The following is a 22,451-nucleotide window of genomic DNA, read 5'->3' on the forward strand; positions in this document are numbered from 1 at the left end:
TTATCCGAAGCGTGGTATTTCTACAATAGTAATTTCACCCGTTAAAATATTAGTAATTTCAACCACTAAACTATCTGTATTCTCAGTAATTAACTCTACTTGAAAATCGCCACTTACAAATAATGCATTATCATCAAATATACTTGGAATAACGTTACCGTCAGCATCTACTGATTCTTCACCAAACGCTATGTCAGTAATTTCACTCACAATTCGGCTAATATATGCGCGCTCAATAGATTCTTGTAATCTATCCGCATAAGTTCGCGTAGTGGTAGGCGCGGTTTTTGTGTTTTGCGCGTTAGCCTTATTCAATAAGTAGCTACCGTTTAAGGGGCTTCCACCAAAACTAGGATTTATTGGAGTGTATACGAGTTCTTGTGCAAAACTCATTTGAGTACAAGCAAGTGAGATAACCGCTCCCACTATCACATTTTTTCTTTTTATTTTCATTTTATTCACCATTCATCGTCAGCTAAGTCAGGGCTTGAGGAGCGACTGTCAGACTGAGCTATTGCATCTACTAATCGGTATACAGCTTGACCCACGCGCTCATCTATTGGCATCAAACGTCTTCCTAAGTAAGTTCTATATACAGATTTATTATCAAAAATGACGTCTAGCTGGGTACCCGCTTGCGGTACGATTATTTCTTTAATTACAACGTTTTTACCAAAGGTATTAGGGATTTCTTGCCAGAAACGACTAAGTTGGTTAGCAAACTCGTGACCTTGTCTACTAATTGTGTTGTCTAAAATAAGCCCAGATAATTCAATTTCTTCCTGTGCAATACTTTTACTGGTATTGGCGAAAGAAAAAGTGATTAAAAAGGCTAAAACACAGTATTTAAATTTCATCTACTTCATTTATTATTATTTTTAAGCATTTCAAATAAAAGCTTGAATTAATGAAGGAGCAAATCATGAAAACTTACTCCTTCTACACTATTTACATTTGCGTAACTGTCGCTACGTTGAAATCACCGGTTTGTGAAACAAGAACAGAACCACCTGTACCTGAAATATCACCAATAACAAGGTTATCGTTTCCAATTTGCTCAACAGTAAAAGCGGTATAATCTGAATTCATTTGGAATGCAGAACCATCCTCAGCACTTATCCAGTTACCTGAACCCTCTTGCATTATATCAACAAGGTTTCCGTCACCGTTTACAACTAAATCAAGTAAGTTTAAATCACCTGATTGCATTACAGTAATTTCGTTAAAATCAGCTACACCAACCGAAGCTAGCGTAACAGCCCCGTCATTATCGTTACCGATTTGTGAAAGGCTGATGGTGTTAAAGCTAGCTGATTCTGAACCAGCATCCAGTACCGCTTGTGCTAAACCTAAGTTGCCACTGCCTTCCTGAACTATTTCAACTTCATTGGCTATGCCGGCAAAATTAATCGTGTTAGCTTCATTAAAATCACCTATCTGTGTTACGGTTGAAACATTATCAACACCAATAACGCCAGCATAACCAAAGTTAGATGAACCAATTTGCGTTACGGTTAAATCATTTCCTGCGCCACCAGCTGTTTCTATAACACCCTCGTTATAATCACCAATCTGTATGACTTCAGCTTCGTTTTCAGCTCCTTCGAAAATGCCAGAGGAAACAATGTTATTATCACCTGATTGATCTACTTCAAAGCTGTTATCATTATTTACGATAGAAAAGCTAACAGAGTTGTTTTCACCATCACTCTCAACTTCAACATCGTTATCAATACCGTCTACTGTAATATCAGCGATATTGTAAAAACCACTTTGCTCTACTTCCACTTCGTTATCATCACCGAACACATTCACGTATGACTCATGCCACTCGTCGTCTTGAGTTATTTCAATGCTGTTGTCAGAACCTACTACTGTGTTGTCAGTCCAATTACCGCCGTCACCCGAGTAAATATCGAGTTCGTTGCCATCACCTTCAATGTAGTTAATGGTTCTATTATCAATACCAAACAAACCACCATCGCCTTCTTGCACAATCATGATTTCGTTTTCGTTTCCAACCACCGTTGTATCAGCGGTAAGTTCTAGGCCATCCTGCGTAACGTACATAATATTGGCATCACCGGTAATACTACCAATAACAATATTGTCAGCACCGAATTGTTCTACCATAACATCATTAGCTTCACCTACGATGTCAATTTGCGCGCCGTTATAATCGCCTACTTGGGTCACTGCCGTTTCATTACCTAGCACTGAACCTTCTGGGGCTTCCTGGGTAATAATTATAACATTACCTTCTGCATCAGCCGTAAAATCGGCTTCTAGTACATAAGTATCTACTTTACTTTTATCTGCTTCTTGAGCCATTACGCTGCCGCTAGCTGCAAGCGCTATAAGAAGTGCACTCGTTATGTTTGATTTTGTAAATTTCACAGTATTCTCCGTTAATGATCGAAAATTCACGCTTTATTTTTGATACTGCGTGATATTAACCGTCATTTCGTTCCCTATTTGATGAACAATAAAGTTTTGCTCACCAAGTTGATTAACGTTAGCAACATTACCGTCTCCATCTTGGATGATTTTAAATAAGTTATTTTCGCCCTCTTGAAGGACATTAACTGTATTGTCGACACCCAACTGCGTTATATCAGCTGTATTATTATTGCCTTGTTGAATAACTGAGATGGTATTGGCATTGCTGCCTGCTTGGATGATATTCGTTGTGTTGTATAAACCGTACTGACCAATCGTAATAGAGCCGCCTAAAGCACTACTAAAATTAATAGTTGTTGAAAGACTTAACGATAAATTAGAGTCTTGTAAATCAGTGTTGTTACCTAGATCCTGAGCGTGTCCTAACTGTGGTGACAAAATATAACAAAAAAACATGACCCAATTTATCAGCGCTCTTTTGAATGCTAATATGTTAAACCTTGAGAAATGTTTCTTATTATTTCCTATCACGTTGTTACTTCCTTGTTATAACGGCAAAGGTATATTTAACTAACTGACCCTTCTATAGAACAGCGTTCTGTTACTATTTACCATCACCCAAAATCATTATTTAGCTATCCTCTTCAATTACAAATTAAATCTAACTCATTGTAATAATTATAATAATTGAGAAATTAAATGGTACTAAAGTGCTAATAATTTTAATGTAGCGATTCTTTATTTAAATTGAAAATCGGTTTAGAGACTAAATGCCTCGTATATAAACCGTATTTGAAAATGAAAAATTGGTACTAATTCATTAGTTTAATGAGAGTGAATCGTAAATTTATTACTGATTTAGTCGTATTTTCGGCACTTCCTATGGCGGGTTAGTACTTATTAAGTTTAGATTCATATTGTTGTGTAAAAAGCCTAATGTTGGAAGCCTCATCGATATTACTAATAACTTTATAGCAAAGACTTTTAAGTTTTAGCTTTAATATCAATTGGGATTTCTTATCATGAAAACAAAACTATCGTTACTTACGCTTGCATTAATGCCCGTGTTATCTGCATCGGGTGTGCATGCGTCTGAAACTTCGTTGTTTGACGACTCAGTACTTGTTGTATACAAAAAGGATGTTAGCAAGTTAACCAAGATGCGAGCACGTAGTTCTGTAGGCGCTCGTATATCTGATGTAAACCGCGATGAAATTGATGACCGTTTTAAGAGTTTATTAGACGGGCGTATAGCTAATTTATCACTTCGCGGTAAAACGGTTAAAGAAGCAATGGAGATTTTGAAAAACAATCCCGCAGTTGCTTATGTAGAGCCTAATTACGTTTGGACGAAATCACTAACGCCTAACGACCCAAGCTACGGCGATTTGTGGGGATTGAATAATACCGGCCAAAGCGGTGGGACAGTAGATGCTGACATTGACGCTGCAGAAGCCTGGGATATTACAACGGGTAGTAGCGAAGTAGTAATAGGTGTTATCGATTCCGGGGTTGATTATACTCATGAAGACTTAGCCGGCAATATGTGGCAAAACCCCGGTGAAGTGCCAGGCAATGGCATTGATGACGACGGTAACGGATATATTGACGATATTTATGGTATTGATACTGCCAACGTCGATTCAGACCCAATGGATGATGATTCTCACGGCACTCACGTTGCAGGTACTATTGGTGCGGTGGGCAACAATGGTATTGGTGTGGTTGGCGTAAACCATGAAGTATCAATTGCCGCTTGTAAATTTTTAACGGCAGCAGGAACCGGTTCAACTGCTGGTGCAATAGAATGTATCAATTATTTCACTGAACTAAGAAACAGCGGTATAAATGTTCGCGCCACTAATAATAGTTGGGGTGGTGGTTCTTTCAGTCAAGCACTTCAAGATGCTATTACCGCGGCTGGAGAGTCTGACGTCCTATTTTTAGCAGCGGCTGGAAACTCAGGCGTTGATAATGACGCAAGCCCTCATTATCCGTCTAGTTATGATAATGATTCACTAATAGCAGTAGCGAGTATTGGCCGAACTGATGGTGATGTTGGCCATTCATATGGCTTAACGTCTGTAGATTTAGCTGCCCCAGGCGGTTCAATTTTATCTACCACTCCTGGAAATAACTATTCTGTTTTCTCAGGTACATCTATGGCAACGCCTCACGTTACTGGCTCTGCAGCATTAGTGTGGTCAATTAATCCGGCCCTTACCGCCCTAGAAATGAAAGACATACTATTGTCTAGCGGTGATGATAATGCCTACGCAAACGGAAGAACTGTTTCAGGTAAACGCTTGAATGTGTTTAACGCACTAGAAGCGGCAGATCCAGATCCAGGCTTCTTGTTAGGTGTTACGCCTTCAAGCCAAGAAATAGTAGCAGGTGAGTCAACCAGCTATACAGTTGACCTTAGTAGCATAGCCGGATTCACCGACGAAATTACTTTGTCACTTGATGATCCATCAGGCCTTGGTATGTTATCAAGCACGACTGCCTCGCCTGATGACATGGTAACACTTGATGTAATGACAATGGATGACACCCCTTGGGGCGAGTACTCAATGACCGTAAACGCGGTTAGCGGCGACATAAGTAAATCTAAATCTGTTAGCTTGAGTGTTATTCCACAAGGCTTAAATGTTATTTCGTATGTAGCAACAGATGTTCCTATTCCAACGCTACCAAACGAAGATGATCCTGATGATGTAGGTATTGACTCTGTTATTACTGTGGCTGATCCAATCACTGTATTTGGTATGTCGGTATCAGTTGATATTACACACACATACAGTGGTGACTTAGTTATTACCTTAGTATCACCTGAGGGTACGTCAGCCTTATTACGTTCTAACTCTGGTGGCGGCGATGATGATATTGTAGAAACCTATGAGACAGATGCATTTAACGGTGAAGTGGGTACGGGTGATTGGACACTCAACATTGTTGATACCTTTAACGGTGATGACGGCACACTTAATAGCTGGGGCATGGATATTTCAGCAATTGGCGAAGTGGGTCCACGCCCACCTATGGCTGAGTTTAGTTTTGTTGATGAAGCGCTTACCGTGACCTTCAGTAACATGAGTAGCGATGCAAACGATGATATTGTAAGTTACGCATGGGACTTCGGTGATGGCGCTATGTCAAGTGATACGAGCCCTGTACATACCTACGCAACAAACGGTACGTATGATGTGAGTCTAACAGCAACTGATTCAGAAGGCTTAACAGACACAATGATGCAACAAGTTACTGTGTCGAGCAATGTGATAGAAGCGAGCGTAACTCGCGCCATGCTGTCACGCTTTGGCAATCTTCTGGTTGATTTAGAGTATGTTGGCACAAGCTCTGAGACTATTAGTATTTATCGTGATGGCGTGTTAATTCACACCGGCGAAAATACGGGTACTTATAGAGACCGTGAACGACGCGCAAGCGCAGTATCGTTTACGTACATTGTTTGTGATGAAACGGATGCATGTTCTGATCCACTCATTGTGACGCCATAGAAATATGTAGGTAAGTCAAAAATGAAAAAGCCCCGCTCAAGTGCGGGGCTTTTTATTACTCTTTTATTCCGATTGCTTTTACATCACTTTTACCGATGAAACAAAACAAGATAAATAAAAGCAACTAATACATACAAAAAAACCACGCTAAATAGCGTGGTTTTTAATGTGGTTGCGGGAGCGTGCAACACTAGGGATATACCGCTTGTTATTAATGACATTACCACTCGTTACGGAGTATAAACGTAGAATGAATTTTAATGATTTCAAGACGCGCTGTTGTTAACAATTGGCAAACGACTTAGTTCAAATTGTGGTTAACAACCATATAATCTAGCGAAATAACAGAACTTTTTCAGTCATCTTTATTCTGCAAGTCTTTGCCAAGTTAGTGCGACCTTAACGTCGCTGCTTAATTGTTGTTTTCGGCTGTACCTGACATATTTTAAGTATAATAAAAACCTCGTCATTCTAAACTTGATTTGGGTTCTTCTTAGGGCACGCTAGTTTTAGCAAATGAAGTAAAGCCTCTTTAAGCAACTATGACTTTCATTAACTAAAACAAGAGACTGAGTAATCAAAAATGTTACTAATCTTCGGTGTGCGCAAAAATCGCTTAGACTGACTATATACTGTCAATAAAAAACACCAGGCACTAGACATTAAAAGAATCTTTATATTCTTGTGTTACATCTGCCAGTTTACCCTCTTGCAATGCATAGATAAAATCAGCATTTAATATTGTTTCTTGCCTGTGTGCGATGACAATGCGTGTGATATTGAGTTGTTGTATGGCTTGGTTGACGTAATGCTCTAACTCACTGTCTAAATGGCTAGTGGCTTCATCAAGCAGTAGTATTTTAGGTTGGCGATATAAGGCACGGGCAAGGAGTAATCGTTGTTTTTGACCGCCCGACAGTGCGCTACCCATGTCGCCCACAAGTGAATTATAACCCATATTCATTTGCGATATATTTTGGTGAATACCTGCAAGCTGCGCTGAATGCGTAACTTGTGCCATGTCTAATTGAGGGTCAAAAAAGGCGATGTTTTCCGCTAGCGTGCCTGACATCAGTTGGTCGTCTTGCATGACCGCACCTATTTGACTGCGATAATTTCGCAGGCCAATATGATTAATGTCGATACCGTCAACTTCAATTTTACCGGACTCAGGTATTTGCAAACCTAACATTATTTTCATTAAGGTTGTTTTACCGGCGCCAGACGGACCAATAATTGCGATATTGCTGCCTTGCGTGATGGTGATGCTTAAGTCACTGAACAATAAGGGTTCGTTATTAGCGTAGCGAAAACTAAGTTTAGCTAAACTTAACTGACCATTTATTTGACGTTTTGGCGCATCTAAACCCTCGTTCTCTTTATCGGTAAGTGCGATATCCGACAAACGCTCAAGGTGTAAGCGCGTCATTTTTATATAAATGATGTTATCAATTAAGCCCGACATTCTGTTAGTAAACTGGTTTTTATAAGCCATGAAGGCAAATAACATCCCTACACTAAAGCCGCCCGCCATAACTGCTATGGCTGCTAAGTAAACAATAACAATGTTTTCGAGACCAAATAGTACGGCATTAATGGTTTGATAGGAAATGGTCCATTTACCGAGTTTATAGCTCTGATTTACTGCATCTGCGTATTTGTTCTGCCAGCTGTTTAAGCGTTGGATTTGTTGGCCAAACAATTTAATGCTTTGCATGCCACGCACGGTTTCCATAAAGTTAGACTGCTCTTTTGCCTCGGCCATAATGCTAGCCTCGGTCAATTGATGTAAAGGACGATACAATGCAAAGCGGATAATAGCGTACAGTGCCACTACACTCAGTACAATGAAGGATAGTGTGGGGTCGTATAAAAACATCATGATAAGCACGATAATGGCCATCAAGCCATCGACCACGCCTTCGACCAAGGTGTTGGTGAATAAATCACGGATGGCGTCTAGTGAGCCAAAACGCGATACTACGTCGCCCATATGACGTTTATCAAAATAATTTAAGGGCAAGTGCACTAAATGCCGCATGAGGTTAGTGGCCAGTTGCACGCTCATTATGGCACTTAGATGCAATACTACCCAGCTTCTAAAGGTTTGGGTAAGCACCTGAATGAGCACTAAAAAGCCAAAACCAAGCGCAAGGACAACCAACAAAGATTTATCTTCGCTCACAAGTACCTCGTCTACTACAAGTTGGGTGTAGTATGGCGCGGCCAACATAAAAATTTGGAGTAACAACGATAAAACAAACAGTTTAGTGAGAGAAGGTATTAAACCTTCAATATTTGTCCAAAAGGCACTGATACCTAATTTGACGCGCTCGTCTTTCTTTTTAAATTCAGTGGTAGGTGATAATTCTAAAGCAATTCCAGTAAACGATTTGTCTACGTCCTTCATTAATATTTTGCGCTCACCCATTGCAGGATCTAAGATGGTGATACTACTGCCTCGGACCTTGCTCAACACTACAAAGTGATTCATATCCCAATGCAAAATACACGGGGTTTTGAGATTTTTAAGTTCATCCAAATCCAATTTAAGCGCACGGCCTACCATACTAAGTTGCTCAGCAAGCTTCATAAGCTGCTGCATATTTGCGCCTTTAAACGAAACGCTATAGCGGTTGCGCAGGGTGGTTAAATCTAGCTTGTGTCCATTATGGTTGGCGATCATAGCCATGCACGCAAGGCCGCATTCAGCAGCTTCGGATTGGTAAATCAAAAAACACTCCAACTTCTCTTATTTTCGTAAATATATTATGTTTTGGGACTATCTTTATTATGTTTAAGTTATAAAAAACGTTATGCAATAAATAAAGGCTAGCGATTATCATTAAAATGATGCCTACGCAATCAAGGTTTGAATAGGACCATACATTCAATCCGAATAATAATAAGATAATTTCAAATAACATTGAAAATATGAAATTGTTAGTTTTGGAAAAACTTCGATAAGCTAATAAAAATCGTTATAAGTAAAAAGTATACTCACATGTTTTTAAATTATAAATATAATTCCAATACCAACAATTACTGTTAATTTTATTAAGCAGCCATGCTCATTGATTAAATTTTCAAAAGACTTTTTGGCCCTATTTACGCTCAATAACGTGGGATAAAACCGCTCACCCCTAGGTGTTTTGAGAATCTGTCTTTAGTTTCTTTTCATGATAATAAATATCAACTAACGCCAACGGTAACAACAATAAAAACAAAGTATATGATGGAAGACCAAAAAAATCATCATTCCACCCTAGCGTGAATGAAAGTGTCATATAGGTAAAGCAAGACGCTATTAATCTCATATCAATTCCCCATGTAAAAATCTGTAAAAAATGAACGCAGTATTTATGCGTTCATTTTGAACTATTGAGTGTTATTCACTAAAATGATCTGCTGCCGCGGCCATTTGCATGGCGCCGCCGACTCCAATCATGGCGCCACCTACTGCTTTTGCGGCACCGTGAGGTATCTTAGACACTCCTTGTCCCGCCGCCGCAATTGCAGCACCCGCCATGGCGACGTCTGTTGCGCTTATAGGATTACTTCCTATAGTAGATCGGCGATCTCTGCGGCGTGTTCCCGGATTTGCTCCACCATTTACATCTTCTACTTGCTCAAATTTTAATTCTTGCATATTATCTCTCCTTGAGATTTATTTTAAGTTTTGGTCTTATACTTGCCCTTTTAGGCTTAAAATAGGCTCAAGCAACCAGCTGAGTAAACTGCGTTGTTCAAGCACAACATCTGCGCTTAAGGTCATGCCCGGTTGCAACGGGACTGAGTTACCATAAGCGCGGATTTCTTGCTTACCCAAGGCTACCTCTACACGGTATACAGGCTCTTGGATATTAATTGGCATTTCTACTTCACCCGGCAACAAAATTGAATTGGCTGCATGGGTCACTTTTCCTTCAAATAAACCAAAACGTTGGTATGGAAAAGCGTCGAACCTAATACGTGTTTGCTGACCTGACTCAACAAAACCAAAGGCGCGAGTAGGCACAAGTAATATAGCTTTTAACACATCATTGTTGGGCACAATGGTTGCCAATGGCAATTGCCCGCGGATTGCTGTGCCGGTCTCGGCCACTAAGTTCGTGACTTTACCTGCAATGGGGGCAGTCAATAGTACTTGCCCGCGTGCGCTCGCTTCTGCTAGCTGTTGATTAATGCGGGTTTTTTCTGCGTTTAACATGGCTAATTGCTGCGTATGCTCTGAGGGTAATTGAATTAACTGTGCGTTTAATTGATCTACTTGACTTGTTTGTGTTTGATAAGAGGTATGTAGTTCCGATACTTGTTGTTTAAGTGACAGCATTATATCCTGCTGTTGGCTGGCGTCATTTTTGGCAATAGCGCCAGTGCCCACTAGATGTCTAATGTTACTGTAGCGCTTAATTTGTATAACGAGGCGTTCATTGAGCAGCTTCAGTTGCGCTTGAGTTTCTTTAAGAGATTGTTTGCCCATTATAATGCGCTGCGTTAAGGCTAGTTTTTGTTGGTTAAACTGGCTAGTCAGTTCACTAGTCCGAATATCAACAAAGTTGAGTTGTTGGTTAAGCGTATTTGCTAGCAGAGCACTGACGTTTTGACCGTCTGACAAAAACTCTGGAATATGAATAAGTGCTAAAGGGTCGCCTGCGTTTACAGTGTCACCATTATCTACAAAAAGTGTATTGACGATACCCGAACGCTGCACCATTATTTTAGCAAGGCCAGCAGAGGGCTGTAAATAACCCATCACGGTTTCTTTACGATGAAAAGAGGCGTTTATTAAGAATATGAGGGTAATAACAACGACCGCTAATAAAGCAGTCAGAAGTACTTTTGACGCCAATGGCTGCGCAATAATCACATTTCCATCTAATTTTGCAGATTGGTTCGCCACGGCTTGTGGTCTAAACAATCCTTGTTGTTGATTTGTCATAGCAGTAACCTCTAAATACAGTGCGATGGCATTAAGTCCCTTTACGCTCAAAATACTGCCCCAAATAAATTAGAAAATAAACTTTTAATTGTTTATTTATTGAAACTTTTCACTGATAATTCGATACTTAATTGATAGGAAACGATTTTTTTCCCCTGTTTTATTATACATACCAAATGAATAATAAAAAAAGTGTTCAATAATTGGGCGGTTAAGATTTGGAACAGCACGGATTTGAAGAAGCTAAACTCAAACAAGTTGCTCCTACATTTAAGGAAATAAAGAACACTGGTATTGCGGATGAATTTCGTCGCTATATAGACGAGCTTGCATCTGAAGATTTGTCAAACGAAGCTAAAATTGCAATACATTCTTTAGTTGAGAAGCTAGAGCTGAAGTCCAATGGCGACGTCGATTTAGTGCTAAACCCTTTTGGTTTGACAAAAAAAACCACGCTAATTAGCGTGGTTTTTTTATGTGGTTGCGGGAGCAGGATTTGAACCTACGACCTTCGGGTTATGAGCCCGACGAGCTACCAGACTGCTCCATCCCGCGATTGTTCTGGTTTGAAGCGCTTTGTTCTGCTCTTCAAGAGGTGCGTATTATACATAGCCATATTTACATAGCAACACCTAATATCAAATAATTTACTGACTGCTTATTTAACGTACAAAAGCGTGTTGATTTACCCGTTTTAGGGCTTAAACATCTCCATTTTCTTCGCTAAATCAAAATCTAGCCCACTAATACCGTTTACATCATGGGTAACTAAGTTAACTTCAACTTTATTATAAACATTAAACCATTCTGGATGATGCTTTAGTTTCTCAGCCCATATAGCTATTTGACTCATCCACCCAAATGCGCGGATGAAACTTTTAAAGGTAAACGTTTTATTTAGCTTTCCATCAATTATTAACCAACAATCATCGCCCGCTATTTCGTTTAACTCAGCAAGCGCTGCTTGTAACTCTTGTTCATTTAATCGACTAGTCATTACGACTCCTTTTTTCATTTACAAGAAATTGAACACCTATGGTCTCATATATTCAACAAATAAAAAGCCCCACCTTAAGAGGTAGGGCTTTATAGCTGTATATTCACTAGGTTTCGTCTATACCTTAAGTAGCCTAAAACTCAAGGGCTAAACGAACGTACAATTGGCGTCCGCGAGGGTCATGTACTTTTGAATCAAAACCACTATTGGTAAACACTTGTGGAGGATTTTCATCGGTTAAATTAATTCCACCAACAGTCAGTAAATAGTTTTGCTCGGTTTCAAAAATTTGACCTAAATCTACATTAACTTGTGCGTCGAATGTCATGTGGCTATCAATTTCTTTTAAGCCAGAAACCGCACAACCCGTTGCCGTTGCCTCGGTGGCGTCAGAACAATTTTGGTCATCATCGTAGGCACTCACGTAGCGTGCAAACACGTTAGCGCTATAAGCGTCCATTTTCCAGTTTAGACCAACATTAGCGCGTAGTTCAGGTGAAGATACACCTATGTTGCCAAAGTTACGTCTTCCTGCACCATCAATTTTTCCAGCTTGTGGATCATCAAGTTCATATTCTGTTACGTACGTCATGGTAAATGTAGGCACAAAAGTTCCAACATCTGATTCCATTTTATAACTTGCAACTAAATCAATACCAGAGGTAGTTAAGGAACTTGCATTTACATAGGTGTTATTTACTTGCACTAATGGGCCGGTTAGAGGGTCACCTGCGCGAATTATTCGGTCAGTATCACTCGGGTTAGCCGCTAAAATAGCTTGTGCACTTTCTTGAATAATTAAATCTTCAAACTCAAAATTCCAGTAATCAAGTTCAATAGAAAAATCATCAATTGGCTCAAATGAGAAACCTATATTGTATGCGGTTGATTCTTCAGGTGTAAGTTCAGAATTACCACTTGTGCGCACTGCAGCGAACGCATTTGCTCCGCCCAGTAGTGGGTCAGAAAGTTGTTGCAAACTCGTTGCACCGCCGTTTTGCATAAAAATTGAAGGGGCTCTAAATGATGTTGATATTGAAGCTCTTAAAGAAAAATCTTCAGTAGCTCTATAATTAAAAGCAAATTTAGGATCTAAAGTGCTTCCAATTGAGCCGCCATAGTCTTCAAAACGAAGCGCTACTTGAATATCTAAGTCATCGTTAACCGGTAAAGCTAATTCTGTAAACGCAGCCCAAACATCTAAGCTATCACTGAAATCAGGGTTGCCGATAACAAATGAGAAGCTATCTTGGTTTGATAATTGGTCGTAGTCTTGTGATAAATCTTCATCACGCCATTGCAGACCGAAAGCAACACCGGCCGTCCCGCCATCCATTTCAAATATATCAAGTGATGCAAACGCTTCTAACACTTGTAAATTAGATTCTGAATCAATGACTTGGTCAGCTGAGAAAGAGTCAATCACATACTGGGAGTTTGGTGATGTTGTATAAGACGTTGCAAATGGGTTGAAGTATTCACAGCCGCCCTCGCCTGCAACACCTGTAGATGGGTCACAGTTAGCGCCACCGAATCCATTCAATGCTAAGTTAAATTCGGTATTGAGCACATCTTCAACACGGAATAAAAAATCATTCGTTGCATTAGTGTAGCTAATTTCCCAGAAACCATCGTCTAACTCACCAGTAAGCGCTGAATTAAATCTAAAGGTATCTGACTCTGTGTTTGCTGGATCTGAGTCAAAACCGTTACCTTCTGCACGGCCGAAGAACATAACATCCATACCAAATACATTGTTTGGATGGCTAGCCGGAACAATAGGACCTCTTAAGTTAGGAAAGCTTGGCGCACCGCCACGTTCAGCGCGGTTCCTTGCCATACTTACTTCATTGGTCCATACAATAGTATCACTAATGTCATAAGTTGATTTAAAGTATGCGTTAATACGTGTTTCGTCAGGTACATAAGAGTAACCCAAACCAAAATCGAAGCCACAAGTACCTTCTTCAAAAGGCGTAAATGCTTGTAAAGCCTCTATTGGGTTTGGATAACCACCAAATTCTTCACAGCCAGTTGGATCGATTATAGGCAAAGGACCAATAAAAAATGTACCTGGGTTCCCCAAAGCACTAGTATCATCCTGAGGACGACTTAAGCGACGATCTGACAAGAACAGCGGTGAGCGATTAGTATAACTAATAGCGGCAATTACGCTGCCTTTATCACCCGTTGCGCCCCATAAACCTTGCAAAATATGTTCTTTGTTGTCACCGTGAGCACCATCTTGATAATCGACCGTTATTTTTGCTCCGTCATATTCACGCTTAGTAATGAAGTTAACTACCCCAGCTACTGCGTCTGAGCCATATAAGGCTGAAGCCCCATCTTTTATAACCTCCATACGATCAATGGCAATCATAGGCACTAGAGAGCTTGTGTCTACAAAGTTAAGGCCTTCGTTAGTAGGTTGCGAGTTAACTACTTGGCGGCGGTTATTCAGTAGCACCAAGGTAGATGCCACACCTAGCCCGCGTAAATTTATATTTGAGGTACCCGCGGTAGCATTTTGCGTAAAGGCGTCAGGGTTATTTTCTGCACCCGAGTTGATGGTAAGCGTTTGTGTAATGTCAGCTATATTTTTTGCACCAATAGAATCTATAGCGATACTATCTACAATAGCAAGTGGTGACGGTGATTCAAAATTTTCGCTACGGCGGACAAAACTTCCCGTAACCATGATTAGTTCGACTTCAGAATCGTCTTCTGCTTCCTCTTGCGCATTAGCAAAAGAAGGTAAGGTGAGTAATTGTGATGCGACAAATGCGGCGATGACCGTCTTTTTTGCAGTAAACTTCATGTATTATCCCCAAAATATGACGTAGTCATTCAGATGCTTTAACCCTAAAGTTTTCTCGCATCCTCAACTACTAAAAGTGTGTTGACCTACTAAACTTTCCGTAAGCGTCACATGGATAGTAGGCTTTACACTTTCATTTGTAAATAAATTGTTATTTATTTGGTGGCATAAGTTAACAAGATGGTCTAACCAGTTAACATTTAGTCTAATATTTACTTACGAAGGAATTATTAGTGTCATGAAAGTGCCTATTAAAGCGGGTTTGTCGCGCCCTTTTATAAGTACCTCACCTGCAAATTTATATAGGTTTCCGGTCGATTTACTTTCAATTTCTACTAAACTGAACTTATATTTAATTTCATCATTTACCCTAACCGCTTCTATAAAACGTAAATTATCTAAACCATAATTGATCATTGTGGTGGTTTTAGGATCTACGGTAATTGAATCGGCGAATAATTTAGGCATTAAAGACACTGTTAAAAATCCGTGTGCAATAGTGGATTTGTAAGGACTAAATTTTGCGCACTTTTCTGCGTCTAAATGAATCCATTGATGGTCACCGGTGGCAACGGCGAAGTCGTTAATTTGCGCTTGTGTAATTTGAAGATAATCTTCGTTTTCAATTGCGTCGCCCACAGATAATTGCGTAATATTCATGCTTTCTTCCCATAATTTAAATTAATTCAAGGTAATTTGTACTATTAATTTGATTAATACATCAACTCAACTATTATGTTAATAGAATATTAATAATAGTGATAGATTACTAAGGACCGCAGTAAATGAATCTTCATAGAATCGATTTAAACCTTTTTGCCGTTTTTGACGCTATTTACACAGCTGGCAGCCTAACAAAAGCGGCTGATGTATTGTGTATTACGCAACCAGCGGTAAGTAACTCATTAGCAAGATTACGAGAAATGCTTAATGACCCTTTGTTTGTGCGAACAGGCCACTCAATGACACCTACCCCTGTTGCACAGAATATTATTGTTCCGGCTAGAGAAGCCTTAGGCTTGCTAAGAAAGAGTGTTCAGCAAAGCCATATATTCGAACCTGAAACTTCAACAAAGGCATTTAATTTTGCCAGCCGTGACTTACTAGAAGTAAGCATTATGCCCCGATTAATGGCTCGCTTACAAAACCTAGCTCCGAACATAACATTAACGAACTACGAAATTAGCCGCCAAAAAGTAGTATCTTCTATGGCTAGCGGCAACTTAGACTTTTTCGCAGATGCTTCGACTTATAGTGATGTGCATTTGAAAAAGCAATGTATTGCCAAAGACCGCTTTGTAGTGCTGGCGCGTAAAAACCACCCGGTTATTCAAAATGACATAACGATGGATAATTTTACGAAGCTTGGTCATATTAATGTATCAAATAGAATGACTGGCGCTGGCCCCATTGATATTGCACTTGATAAACTCGGCGAAAAACGCAAAGTAGTAATGCGTGGGCAGCACTTTTTAGCAGTACCCAGTACGCTTGCCAAAACAGATTTAATAGCGTGTATGCCATACCATTTAGCTAAGCACTACGATTTAGCCATGTATGAGTTACCCTTTGATATTCCGCCAATTGAATACTTCTTATATTGGCATTTGAGTGCAGATCACGATGCGGCACATCAGTGGATGAGAGAGCAAATAGCGGAAGTGGCAAAAAATTATAATCCAAGCTAAGCACACGTTTAATTTAGTTTTAGTTTAAACCGCTAATATAAACATTAAAAAAGCGAGCATATGCTCGCTTTTTTTGTGGTGAGTTTAACTTATTAACCTACTTTAAATAAGTCTTCACTCATAGCCATTAGGTTTTCTGAACCACTGTGGATTGATGAAACTAACGAGCGAGTGCGGGTAAGAATACGATCAAAATAGAACTTAGCCGTATGAATTTTAGCTTGATAGAACGCTTCGTCATTTGTGCCTTCATCTAGCTTTTGTTGCGCTACAACGGCCATTTGCAACCAGAAATACCCAACGGTTACATAGCCTGAGTACATCAAGTAATCAACTGACGCTGCGCCTAGCTCATCTGGATTTTTAGCTGCCGACATGCCAATGTCTTTGGTAAGTTGTAACCACTCATCAACATGTGAATCAATCGCATTGGTCCATGCTTTAAACTGTGATTCGTCACGTACTTTTGCACAATATGTTTTGATCTCTTGTGCAAAAATATTTAGCAGTTCGCCATTAGAACCCATAATTTTACGAGCAAGTAAGTCAATTGCTTGGATTCCGGTAGTTCCCTCATACATAGTACAAATTCGCGTATCGCGTGCTAATTGCTCCATACCCCATTCAGCAATGTAGCCATGACCACCATATACTTGCATGCCATAACTTGTCGCTTCCTGAGCAGTTTCAGTTAAAAAAGCTTTAACAATGGGCGTTAGCAAAGCAAGTTTAGATTCTGCTAACTTGCTCTCAGCTTCGTCTTTACTATAGCTTGTTACATCAACTAGCTTCATACAATAGTTGGCTAATGCTCTATTGCCCTCAGCAAATGACTTTTGAGTAAGTAGCATGCGGCGTACGTCAGGGTGAACAATAATAGGATCCGCTGGGCCTTCAGGGTTTTTAACACCTGACATTGAACGAAATTGTACGCGGTCTTGCGCGTATGCTAATGCCCCTTGAAATGCAGCTTCGGTAGCTGATAAACCTTCAACACCGGTACCAATACGAGCAACATTCATGAAAGTAAACATACAGTTTAAGCCACGGTTCGCCTGGCCAATTAAGTGCGCTTTAGCACCATCAAAATTCATTACGCATGTAGCGCTGCCTTTTATCCCCATTTTGTGTTCAATCGAACCACATTTAACAGAGTTTCTATCAGCCACATTTCCTTGTTCGTCAAGGTTGTACTTAGGTACTATAAACAGAGATATACCTTTAGTTCCTGCTGGTGCATCAGGCAATCTAGCCAATACAATATGAATGATGTTATCAGACATATCGTGCTCACCGGCCGAAATAAATATTTTAGTCCCTGTAACGCTGTAGCTGCCGTCTGCATTTGGCTCGGCTTTACACTTAAGCATGCCTAAATCAGAACCACAATGCGGTTCGGTTAAACACATTGTGCCGGTCCACGAACCTTCAATGAGTTTGTCTAAAAACAAATCTTGTTGCTCTTTGGTACCATGGCCTTTCAAGGTCTCGATACAACCTTGGCTTAAGCCTGGATACATTGCCCAAGAGTGATTCGAACCTGAAAACCATTCTGCTATACATGTAGCTAGGGAATATGGAAGACCTTGCCCGCCAATGCTCTCCGGATGAGACATTGAAGGCCAACCGCCCTCAACGTATTGTGCGTAGGCTTCTTTAAAACCTGTAGGCGTAGTTACTACGCCATCATCTATTTTACAACCTTCTTGATCCCCAATTGCGTTGATAGGAGCTAGAATATTGTTAGAGAATTTACCCGCTTCGGTAAATATCGCTTTGACAAGATCTTCACTCACTTCATCAAAACCTAAACGCTCGTAATGTGACTGCATTTGCAATAACTCTTGTGTTACGAACAAAGTGTCTCTTTCAGGGGCTTTATAATTTTGCATAGTTTATACCTATTTTTAATTTTACAATTGCTACTTAAGCCTTGTGGCTAGCAAAGGTTTCATTTTTATTTGCTAATTCAACTAACAAAGGTGACGGTGTAAACCAGTGTTTACCATAATCACCAAAAGCTGATTCATAATACTTCATGCGCTCTACAATTTTGCTAAGGCCAATCTCGTCTGCGTACTGCATTGGGCCGCCTTTATGTACAGGGAAACCGTAGCCATAAACATAAATTACGTCTATGTCACTTGAACGTTGTGCTATACCTTCCATCAGGATGTTAGCGCCTTCGTTTATAAGTGGATAAATACAACGTTCCACTATTTCTTCGTCAGATATGTCGCGTTGCTCAATACCAAGTTCATCAGCTTTGCGTTTAGCAATATCCATGATGCTAGGGTCAAAAATGGGCTGACGACTACCTTTCTCGTATAAATAAACGCCTTTACCGGCTTTTAAGCCAACACGACCTGCTTCAACCAATTCATCAGCAATAGTGCAATATGATGGGTCATGGGCAATAAATTCTATGCGCGATTGCCTTACAAAATAACCAATATCTAAACCGGCCATGTCACCCATAGTAAAAGGCCCCATAGGCAAACCAAAGTCATAAATGATTTTATCAATGCGCTCAGGGCTAACGCCTTCAAGTACCAGCCTGTTGGCTTCACGTGAATACACTTCAATCATTCTATTCCCAACAAAACCGAAGCATACGCCTACTAGTACACCCACTTTACGAATCGTTTTAGACAGCACCATTGAGGTTTTAATGACATCATTAGCCGTATGTTTACTACGCACAATTTCTAACAGCTTCATTACATTAGCCGGTGAGAAGAAATGTAAGCCTATTACATCTTGCGGACGCGAAGTACATTCTGCAATTTCATCAACATCTAGGGTAGACGTGTTACTCGCTAAAATAGCACCTGGTTTACATACTTTATCAAGCGCTTCGAATACGGCTTTTTTAACTTCCATTTTTTCAAACACCGCTTCAATAACTAGGTCAACATCGCCCAAATCATCATAAGAAGTCGTGCCGGTTAGCAATGACATTCTTTGCTCAACTTGTTCTTGTGTTAACTTGCCTTTCTTCGCTGAATTTTCATAATTTTTACGAATTAACGCTAGGCCTTTGTCTAATGCAGCCTGCTCCAATTCTAAAATAACTACAGGGAGACCAACATTTGCAAAATTCATTGCAATGCCGCCGCCCATTGTTCCGCCACCAATTATTCCTACTTTTTTAATATCGCGTACTGGTGTGTCTTTAGGAATAGAAGGAACAGAAGCAGCCGCGCGTTCGGCAAAGAAGAAGTGTTGTTGTGCTCTGGCTTGAGGCGTTTTCATGCATTGCATGAATAAGCGCCCTTCTTCTTTAAGACCCTCGTCAAATGGAATTGTAAATGCTGCTTTCACAGCCTCTACGCATTTAAGCGGCGCAAAAAACCCTCTTGCTTGTTTTGCTGTTTGTGCGCTAGTTTGTGAAAACATTTCTTCTAATTGCGGTGTCATTTCAAGTGCCACGTTACACGTTGCTGGGATATTTTTTCCTGCTGCGTCTTTTGCTAAATTTACCGCAGTACTTAACAATGCTTCTGGTGATACAAGCGAAGTAAACAAACCCTGCAACAATTCAACTTTGGTAGGTGCCCCGGTTACAATCATCTGTAAGGCTAGTTCTGGCGCGACTAATCGAGGGAGTCGCTGCGTTCCGCCAGCACCAGGTAGAATTCCTAAATGCACTTCAGGCAATCCCACTTTATTTTTCGCTACGCTAACTCGATAATGACAAGCTAGTGCTAGTTCCAAGCCGCCTCCGAACGCGCCGCCATTTAAAGCTGCTACAACGGGCTTGGTGCTTCCTTCAACAACGGCTAGTACTTCTGGCAACATAGGAGATAAGTCACCGCCGGAGAACTCAGAAATATCAGCCCCTGCACTAAACAACGCTAATTCACTACATATAACAATACCAACAACAGAGTCGTCATTTAACGCTGCATTCATTGCTTCAATCACACCAACTCTAACAGCCTTTGACAAAGCGTTAACGGGCTTGCTTGCTAAACTTATAATACAAACGCCATCTTGTACCGTGTGTTTTATGACATTATTCGACATGTAAATTACCTATTTATATAGTTGATAAGAAAATGTTAAAACACTTAGCACGTTCTCACTAATTTATTGCTGTTATATTGCTGAATAAGCAGTTTTGATTAACCATTGAAAACACGCATAAATGGCGCTTAGCGCTTATTAGAATCTATTCAGATAAATTATTGATCTTTCTATCGTTAGAACTATACTATGTTAAATCATTGTTAAAAATTAGTGCTAAAAAATAACTTATGAAAATATTGCGTACACCGATTACTCAATTCAAAGATCTACCCGGCTTTAGCTTTCAAGAAAATTACATAAATGTAGGCCCCACCGAAGTGCTGGACGACAAGAAAGTAAGCCACGCTTTTGACACATTGAAAATGCACTATATTGATTACGGACCAAAAGATGCGCCAGTAATATTAATGCTGCATGGCGAGCCCAGTTGGAGTTATTTATACAGGGATATGATAACCCTAGCGGAGATGCAAGGCCTACGGGTAATAGCACCTGACCTTATTGGCTTTGGTAAGTCAGATAAATTTGATGAGCAAGCGGCGTATACTTATGCAAGCCATTTAGATTGGTTAAGCAAGTTTTTAGAAAAGTTAAACATAAGTGAATATCATTTATTTTGCCAAGACTGGGGGGGACTGTTAGGTTTACGCTTGGTAGCGGCTAAGCCCCACATGTTTAAAAGTGTAATTGCGGCCAACACTATGCTTCCTACTGGTGAACATAATGCGCCTGAAGCGTTTTTCGAATGGCAAGAATATTCACAATCTACAGATAACTTTGACATTGGAAGTATTTTACAAAGGGCAACGCAAAGTAATTTAATCGAAGAAACCGTTAACGCGTATAACGCGCCTTTTCCCGATGAATCATATAAAGCTGCTGCACGTAAGTTTCCAATGTTAGTGCCTACATCAATTAATGATCCCGAATCGCAAAATAATATTAATGCGTGGAAAATATTGAGCCAGTTTGAGAAACCTTTTTTAACCTTGTTTAGCGACAACGACCCGGTAACAAAAGGGGGAGAGAAGATTTTTCAAAAGCTAGTACCCGGATGTGTAGGGCAAGCACATAAAATAATGAAAAATGGCGGCCATTTTCTTCAAGAAGATTGTGCTGAAGAGTTAATGCGAGAAATCGTAGTGTTTATTAAAAGGCAGTATAATGGATAAGTTATTAAATTTTGAAGATCAAGTAGCAATAATCACTGGCGCGGCAAGTGGATTTGGTAAGGCTCTCGCAATAGCGTTAAACCAAAGAGGATGTTCACTGGTCTTAAGCGATATCAATTTAGCTGGGCTTGAAGAAACTAAAAATGCATTAGAACATCCTAACAACTGCGTGATTCAAGAAGGGAATGTAGCTCAAGAATCATCTAGTGATTCCTTAGTTAAAACGGCTATTGCAAAGTTTGGAAAATTAACTATTGCCGTAAATAACGCGGGCATAGCCCACCCACAAGCACCAAGCCATGAACTCACTGAAAGCATGTTTGACCAGCAATTTGATGTAAACGTTAAAGGCGTAGCTTTTGGCATGAAATACCAAATTCCTGCAATGCTAAAATCAGGAAGCGGTCACGTATTAAATGTAAGCTCTTTAGCCGGTATTGGAGGCGCTCCAAAAGGCGGTGCTTATTCAGCAGCTAAACATGCTGTTGTAGGTTTAACACGCACCGCGGCTGTTGAGTACGCTCGATACAATGTCCGTACAAATGCGATTTGTCCTTTTTTCAGCCCTACCGATATTATGAAAATTGAAGGTTTGGAGAGTGAAGAAGATAAACGCAAATTAGGAGCTGGCAGCCCTATGAAAAGAATCAGCAACATTGATGAAATCGTTAACGTTATGGTGTTAATGCTATCTCCGGGTAATTCGTTCATGAATGGCCAAACAATCGCAGTTGATGGTGGTGTTACTGCCTGGTAGTTTTATAGAACGCATTGAGTCAATACCATTGAGTGTATATTGAGTCATACTTAAGTATTGTTCGATGCGCTTTAAACCTTCTATTTTTGATGTATCTTCAATCCCGTACTTAAAACGGTTTGGA

17 protein-coding genes and 1 tRNA gene are annotated in these 22,451 nt (G+C 40.1%); 5 read left to right on the forward strand and 13 right to left on the reverse strand.

The features are described from left to right. The 4 genes from ACOI22_RS03930 to ACOI22_RS03945 form a co-directional block, all read right to left on the reverse strand. Nucleotides 1–453 carry a curli assembly protein CsgF gene (locus ACOI22_RS03930; protein WP_420670429.1) on the reverse strand — a complete coding sequence of 151 codons (453 nt, stop codon included), beginning with the start codon at nucleotides 451–453 and terminating at the stop codon, nucleotides 1–3. A gap of 5 nt (nucleotides 454–458) precedes the next feature. Further along, nucleotides 459–857, reverse strand: coding sequence for a CsgE family curli-type amyloid fiber assembly protein (locus ACOI22_RS03935; RefSeq protein WP_420670431.1), 399 nt, complete (start codon nucleotides 855–857; stop codon nucleotides 459–461). Nucleotides 858–948: 91 nt separating this feature from the next. Continuing rightward, nucleotides 949–2,397, reverse strand: coding sequence for a curlin (locus ACOI22_RS03940; protein WP_420670434.1), 1,449 nt, complete (start codon nucleotides 2,395–2,397; stop codon nucleotides 949–951). A gap of 33 nt (nucleotides 2,398–2,430) precedes the next feature. Then, nucleotides 2,431–2,838 carry a curlin subunit CsgB gene (locus ACOI22_RS03945; protein ID WP_420670436.1) on the reverse strand — a complete coding sequence of 136 codons (408 nt, stop codon included), beginning with the start codon at nucleotides 2,836–2,838 and terminating at the stop codon, nucleotides 2,431–2,433. Between the two features lie 584 nt (nucleotides 2,839–3,422). Between ACOI22_RS03945 and ACOI22_RS03950 the strand changes: the two genes are divergently transcribed. Beyond that, nucleotides 3,423–5,921 carry a S8 family serine peptidase gene (locus tag ACOI22_RS03950; protein WP_420670438.1) on the forward strand — a complete coding sequence of 833 codons (2,499 nt, stop codon included), beginning with the start codon at nucleotides 3,423–3,425 and terminating at the stop codon, nucleotides 5,919–5,921. 655 nt (nucleotides 5,922–6,576) lie between these two features. Here ACOI22_RS03950 and ACOI22_RS03955 read toward each other — a convergent pair. The 3 genes from ACOI22_RS03955 to ACOI22_RS03965 form a co-directional block, all read right to left on the reverse strand. After that, on the reverse strand, nucleotides 6,577–8,655 hold the full coding sequence (locus tag ACOI22_RS03955; protein WP_420670440.1) for a peptidase domain-containing ABC transporter: 2,079 nt from the start codon (nucleotides 8,653–8,655) through the stop codon (nucleotides 6,577–6,579). Nucleotides 8,656–9,309: 654 nt separating this feature from the next. Next, the gene (locus ACOI22_RS03960) at nucleotides 9,310–9,570 is read right to left on the reverse strand and encodes a hypothetical protein (protein ID WP_420670442.1); all 261 of its coding nucleotides are present in this window, start codon (nucleotides 9,568–9,570) and stop codon (nucleotides 9,310–9,312) included. 36 nt (nucleotides 9,571–9,606) lie between these two features. Then, a complete protein-coding gene (locus ACOI22_RS03965) occupies nucleotides 9,607–10,863 on the reverse strand; it encodes an HlyD family secretion protein (protein WP_420670444.1) in 1,257 nt (418 codons plus the stop codon). Between the two features lie 218 nt (nucleotides 10,864–11,081). Here ACOI22_RS03965 and ACOI22_RS03970 point away from each other — a divergent pair, with 218 nt between their 5' ends. Further along, entirely contained in the window at nucleotides 11,082–11,363 is a 282-nt protein-coding gene (locus ACOI22_RS03970) for a hypothetical protein (RefSeq protein ID WP_420670446.1), read from the forward strand. On the opposite strand, the gene ACOI22_RS03975 is transcribed toward ACOI22_RS03970, so the two are convergent. The 4 genes from ACOI22_RS03975 to ACOI22_RS03990 form a co-directional block, all read right to left on the reverse strand. Next, nucleotides 11,342–11,418 (reverse strand) — tRNA-Met (locus tag ACOI22_RS03975). The two genes, ACOI22_RS03970 and ACOI22_RS03975, sit on opposite strands and share 22 nt — an antisense overlap. Nucleotides 11,419–11,557: 139 nt before the next feature. Then, a complete protein-coding gene (locus tag ACOI22_RS03980) occupies nucleotides 11,558–11,860 on the reverse strand; it encodes a 4a-hydroxytetrahydrobiopterin dehydratase (protein ID WP_420670448.1) in 303 nt (100 codons plus the stop codon). Between the two features lie 133 nt (nucleotides 11,861–11,993). Further along, on the reverse strand, nucleotides 11,994–14,678 hold the full coding sequence (locus tag ACOI22_RS03985; RefSeq protein WP_420670450.1) for a TonB-dependent receptor plug domain-containing protein: 2,685 nt from the start codon (nucleotides 14,676–14,678) through the stop codon (nucleotides 11,994–11,996). Between the two features lie 216 nt (nucleotides 14,679–14,894). Next, nucleotides 14,895–15,338, reverse strand: a complete 444-nt coding sequence (locus ACOI22_RS03990) for a MaoC/PaaZ C-terminal domain-containing protein (RefSeq protein ID WP_420670452.1) — start codon at nucleotides 15,336–15,338, stop codon at nucleotides 14,895–14,897. 125 nt (nucleotides 15,339–15,463) lie between these two features. On the opposite strand from ACOI22_RS03990, the gene ACOI22_RS03995 reads away from it, so the two are divergent. Then, a complete protein-coding gene (locus ACOI22_RS03995) occupies nucleotides 15,464–16,366 on the forward strand; it encodes a LysR family transcriptional regulator (protein WP_420670454.1) in 903 nt (300 codons plus the stop codon). Nucleotides 16,367–16,458: 92 nt separating this feature from the next. On the opposite strand, the gene ACOI22_RS04000 is transcribed toward ACOI22_RS03995, so the two are convergent. Both ACOI22_RS04000 and ACOI22_RS04005 read right to left on the reverse strand, forming a co-directional pair. Continuing rightward, on the reverse strand, nucleotides 16,459–18,258 hold the full coding sequence (locus ACOI22_RS04000; protein ID WP_420670456.1) for an acyl-CoA dehydrogenase C-terminal domain-containing protein: 1,800 nt from the start codon (nucleotides 18,256–18,258) through the stop codon (nucleotides 16,459–16,461). Nucleotides 18,259–18,292: 34 nt separating this feature from the next. Beyond that, nucleotides 18,293–20,395 (reverse strand): 3-hydroxyacyl-CoA dehydrogenase NAD-binding domain-containing protein, encoded by a 2,103-nt coding sequence (locus ACOI22_RS04005; RefSeq protein WP_420670458.1) that lies wholly within the window; start codon nucleotides 20,393–20,395, stop codon nucleotides 18,293–18,295. 230 nt (nucleotides 20,396–20,625) lie between these two features. On the opposite strand from ACOI22_RS04005, the gene ACOI22_RS04010 reads away from it, so the two are divergent. Next, the gene (locus ACOI22_RS04010) at nucleotides 20,626–21,570 is read left to right on the forward strand and encodes a haloalkane dehalogenase (protein ID WP_420670460.1); all 945 of its coding nucleotides are present in this window, start codon (nucleotides 20,626–20,628) and stop codon (nucleotides 21,568–21,570) included. Next, nucleotides 21,563–22,327, forward strand: coding sequence for an SDR family NAD(P)-dependent oxidoreductase (locus ACOI22_RS04015; protein WP_420670462.1), 765 nt, complete (start codon nucleotides 21,563–21,565; stop codon nucleotides 22,325–22,327). The genes ACOI22_RS04010 and ACOI22_RS04015 overlap by 8 nt, the downstream gene beginning before the upstream one ends. Nucleotides 22,328–22,451: the final 124 nt, after the last annotated feature.

Source organism: Glaciecola sp. 2405UD65-10, from assembly GCF_048820975.1.
In the GTDB taxonomy this organism is placed as follows: domain Bacteria; phylum Pseudomonadota; class Gammaproteobacteria; order Enterobacterales; family Alteromonadaceae; genus Glaciecola.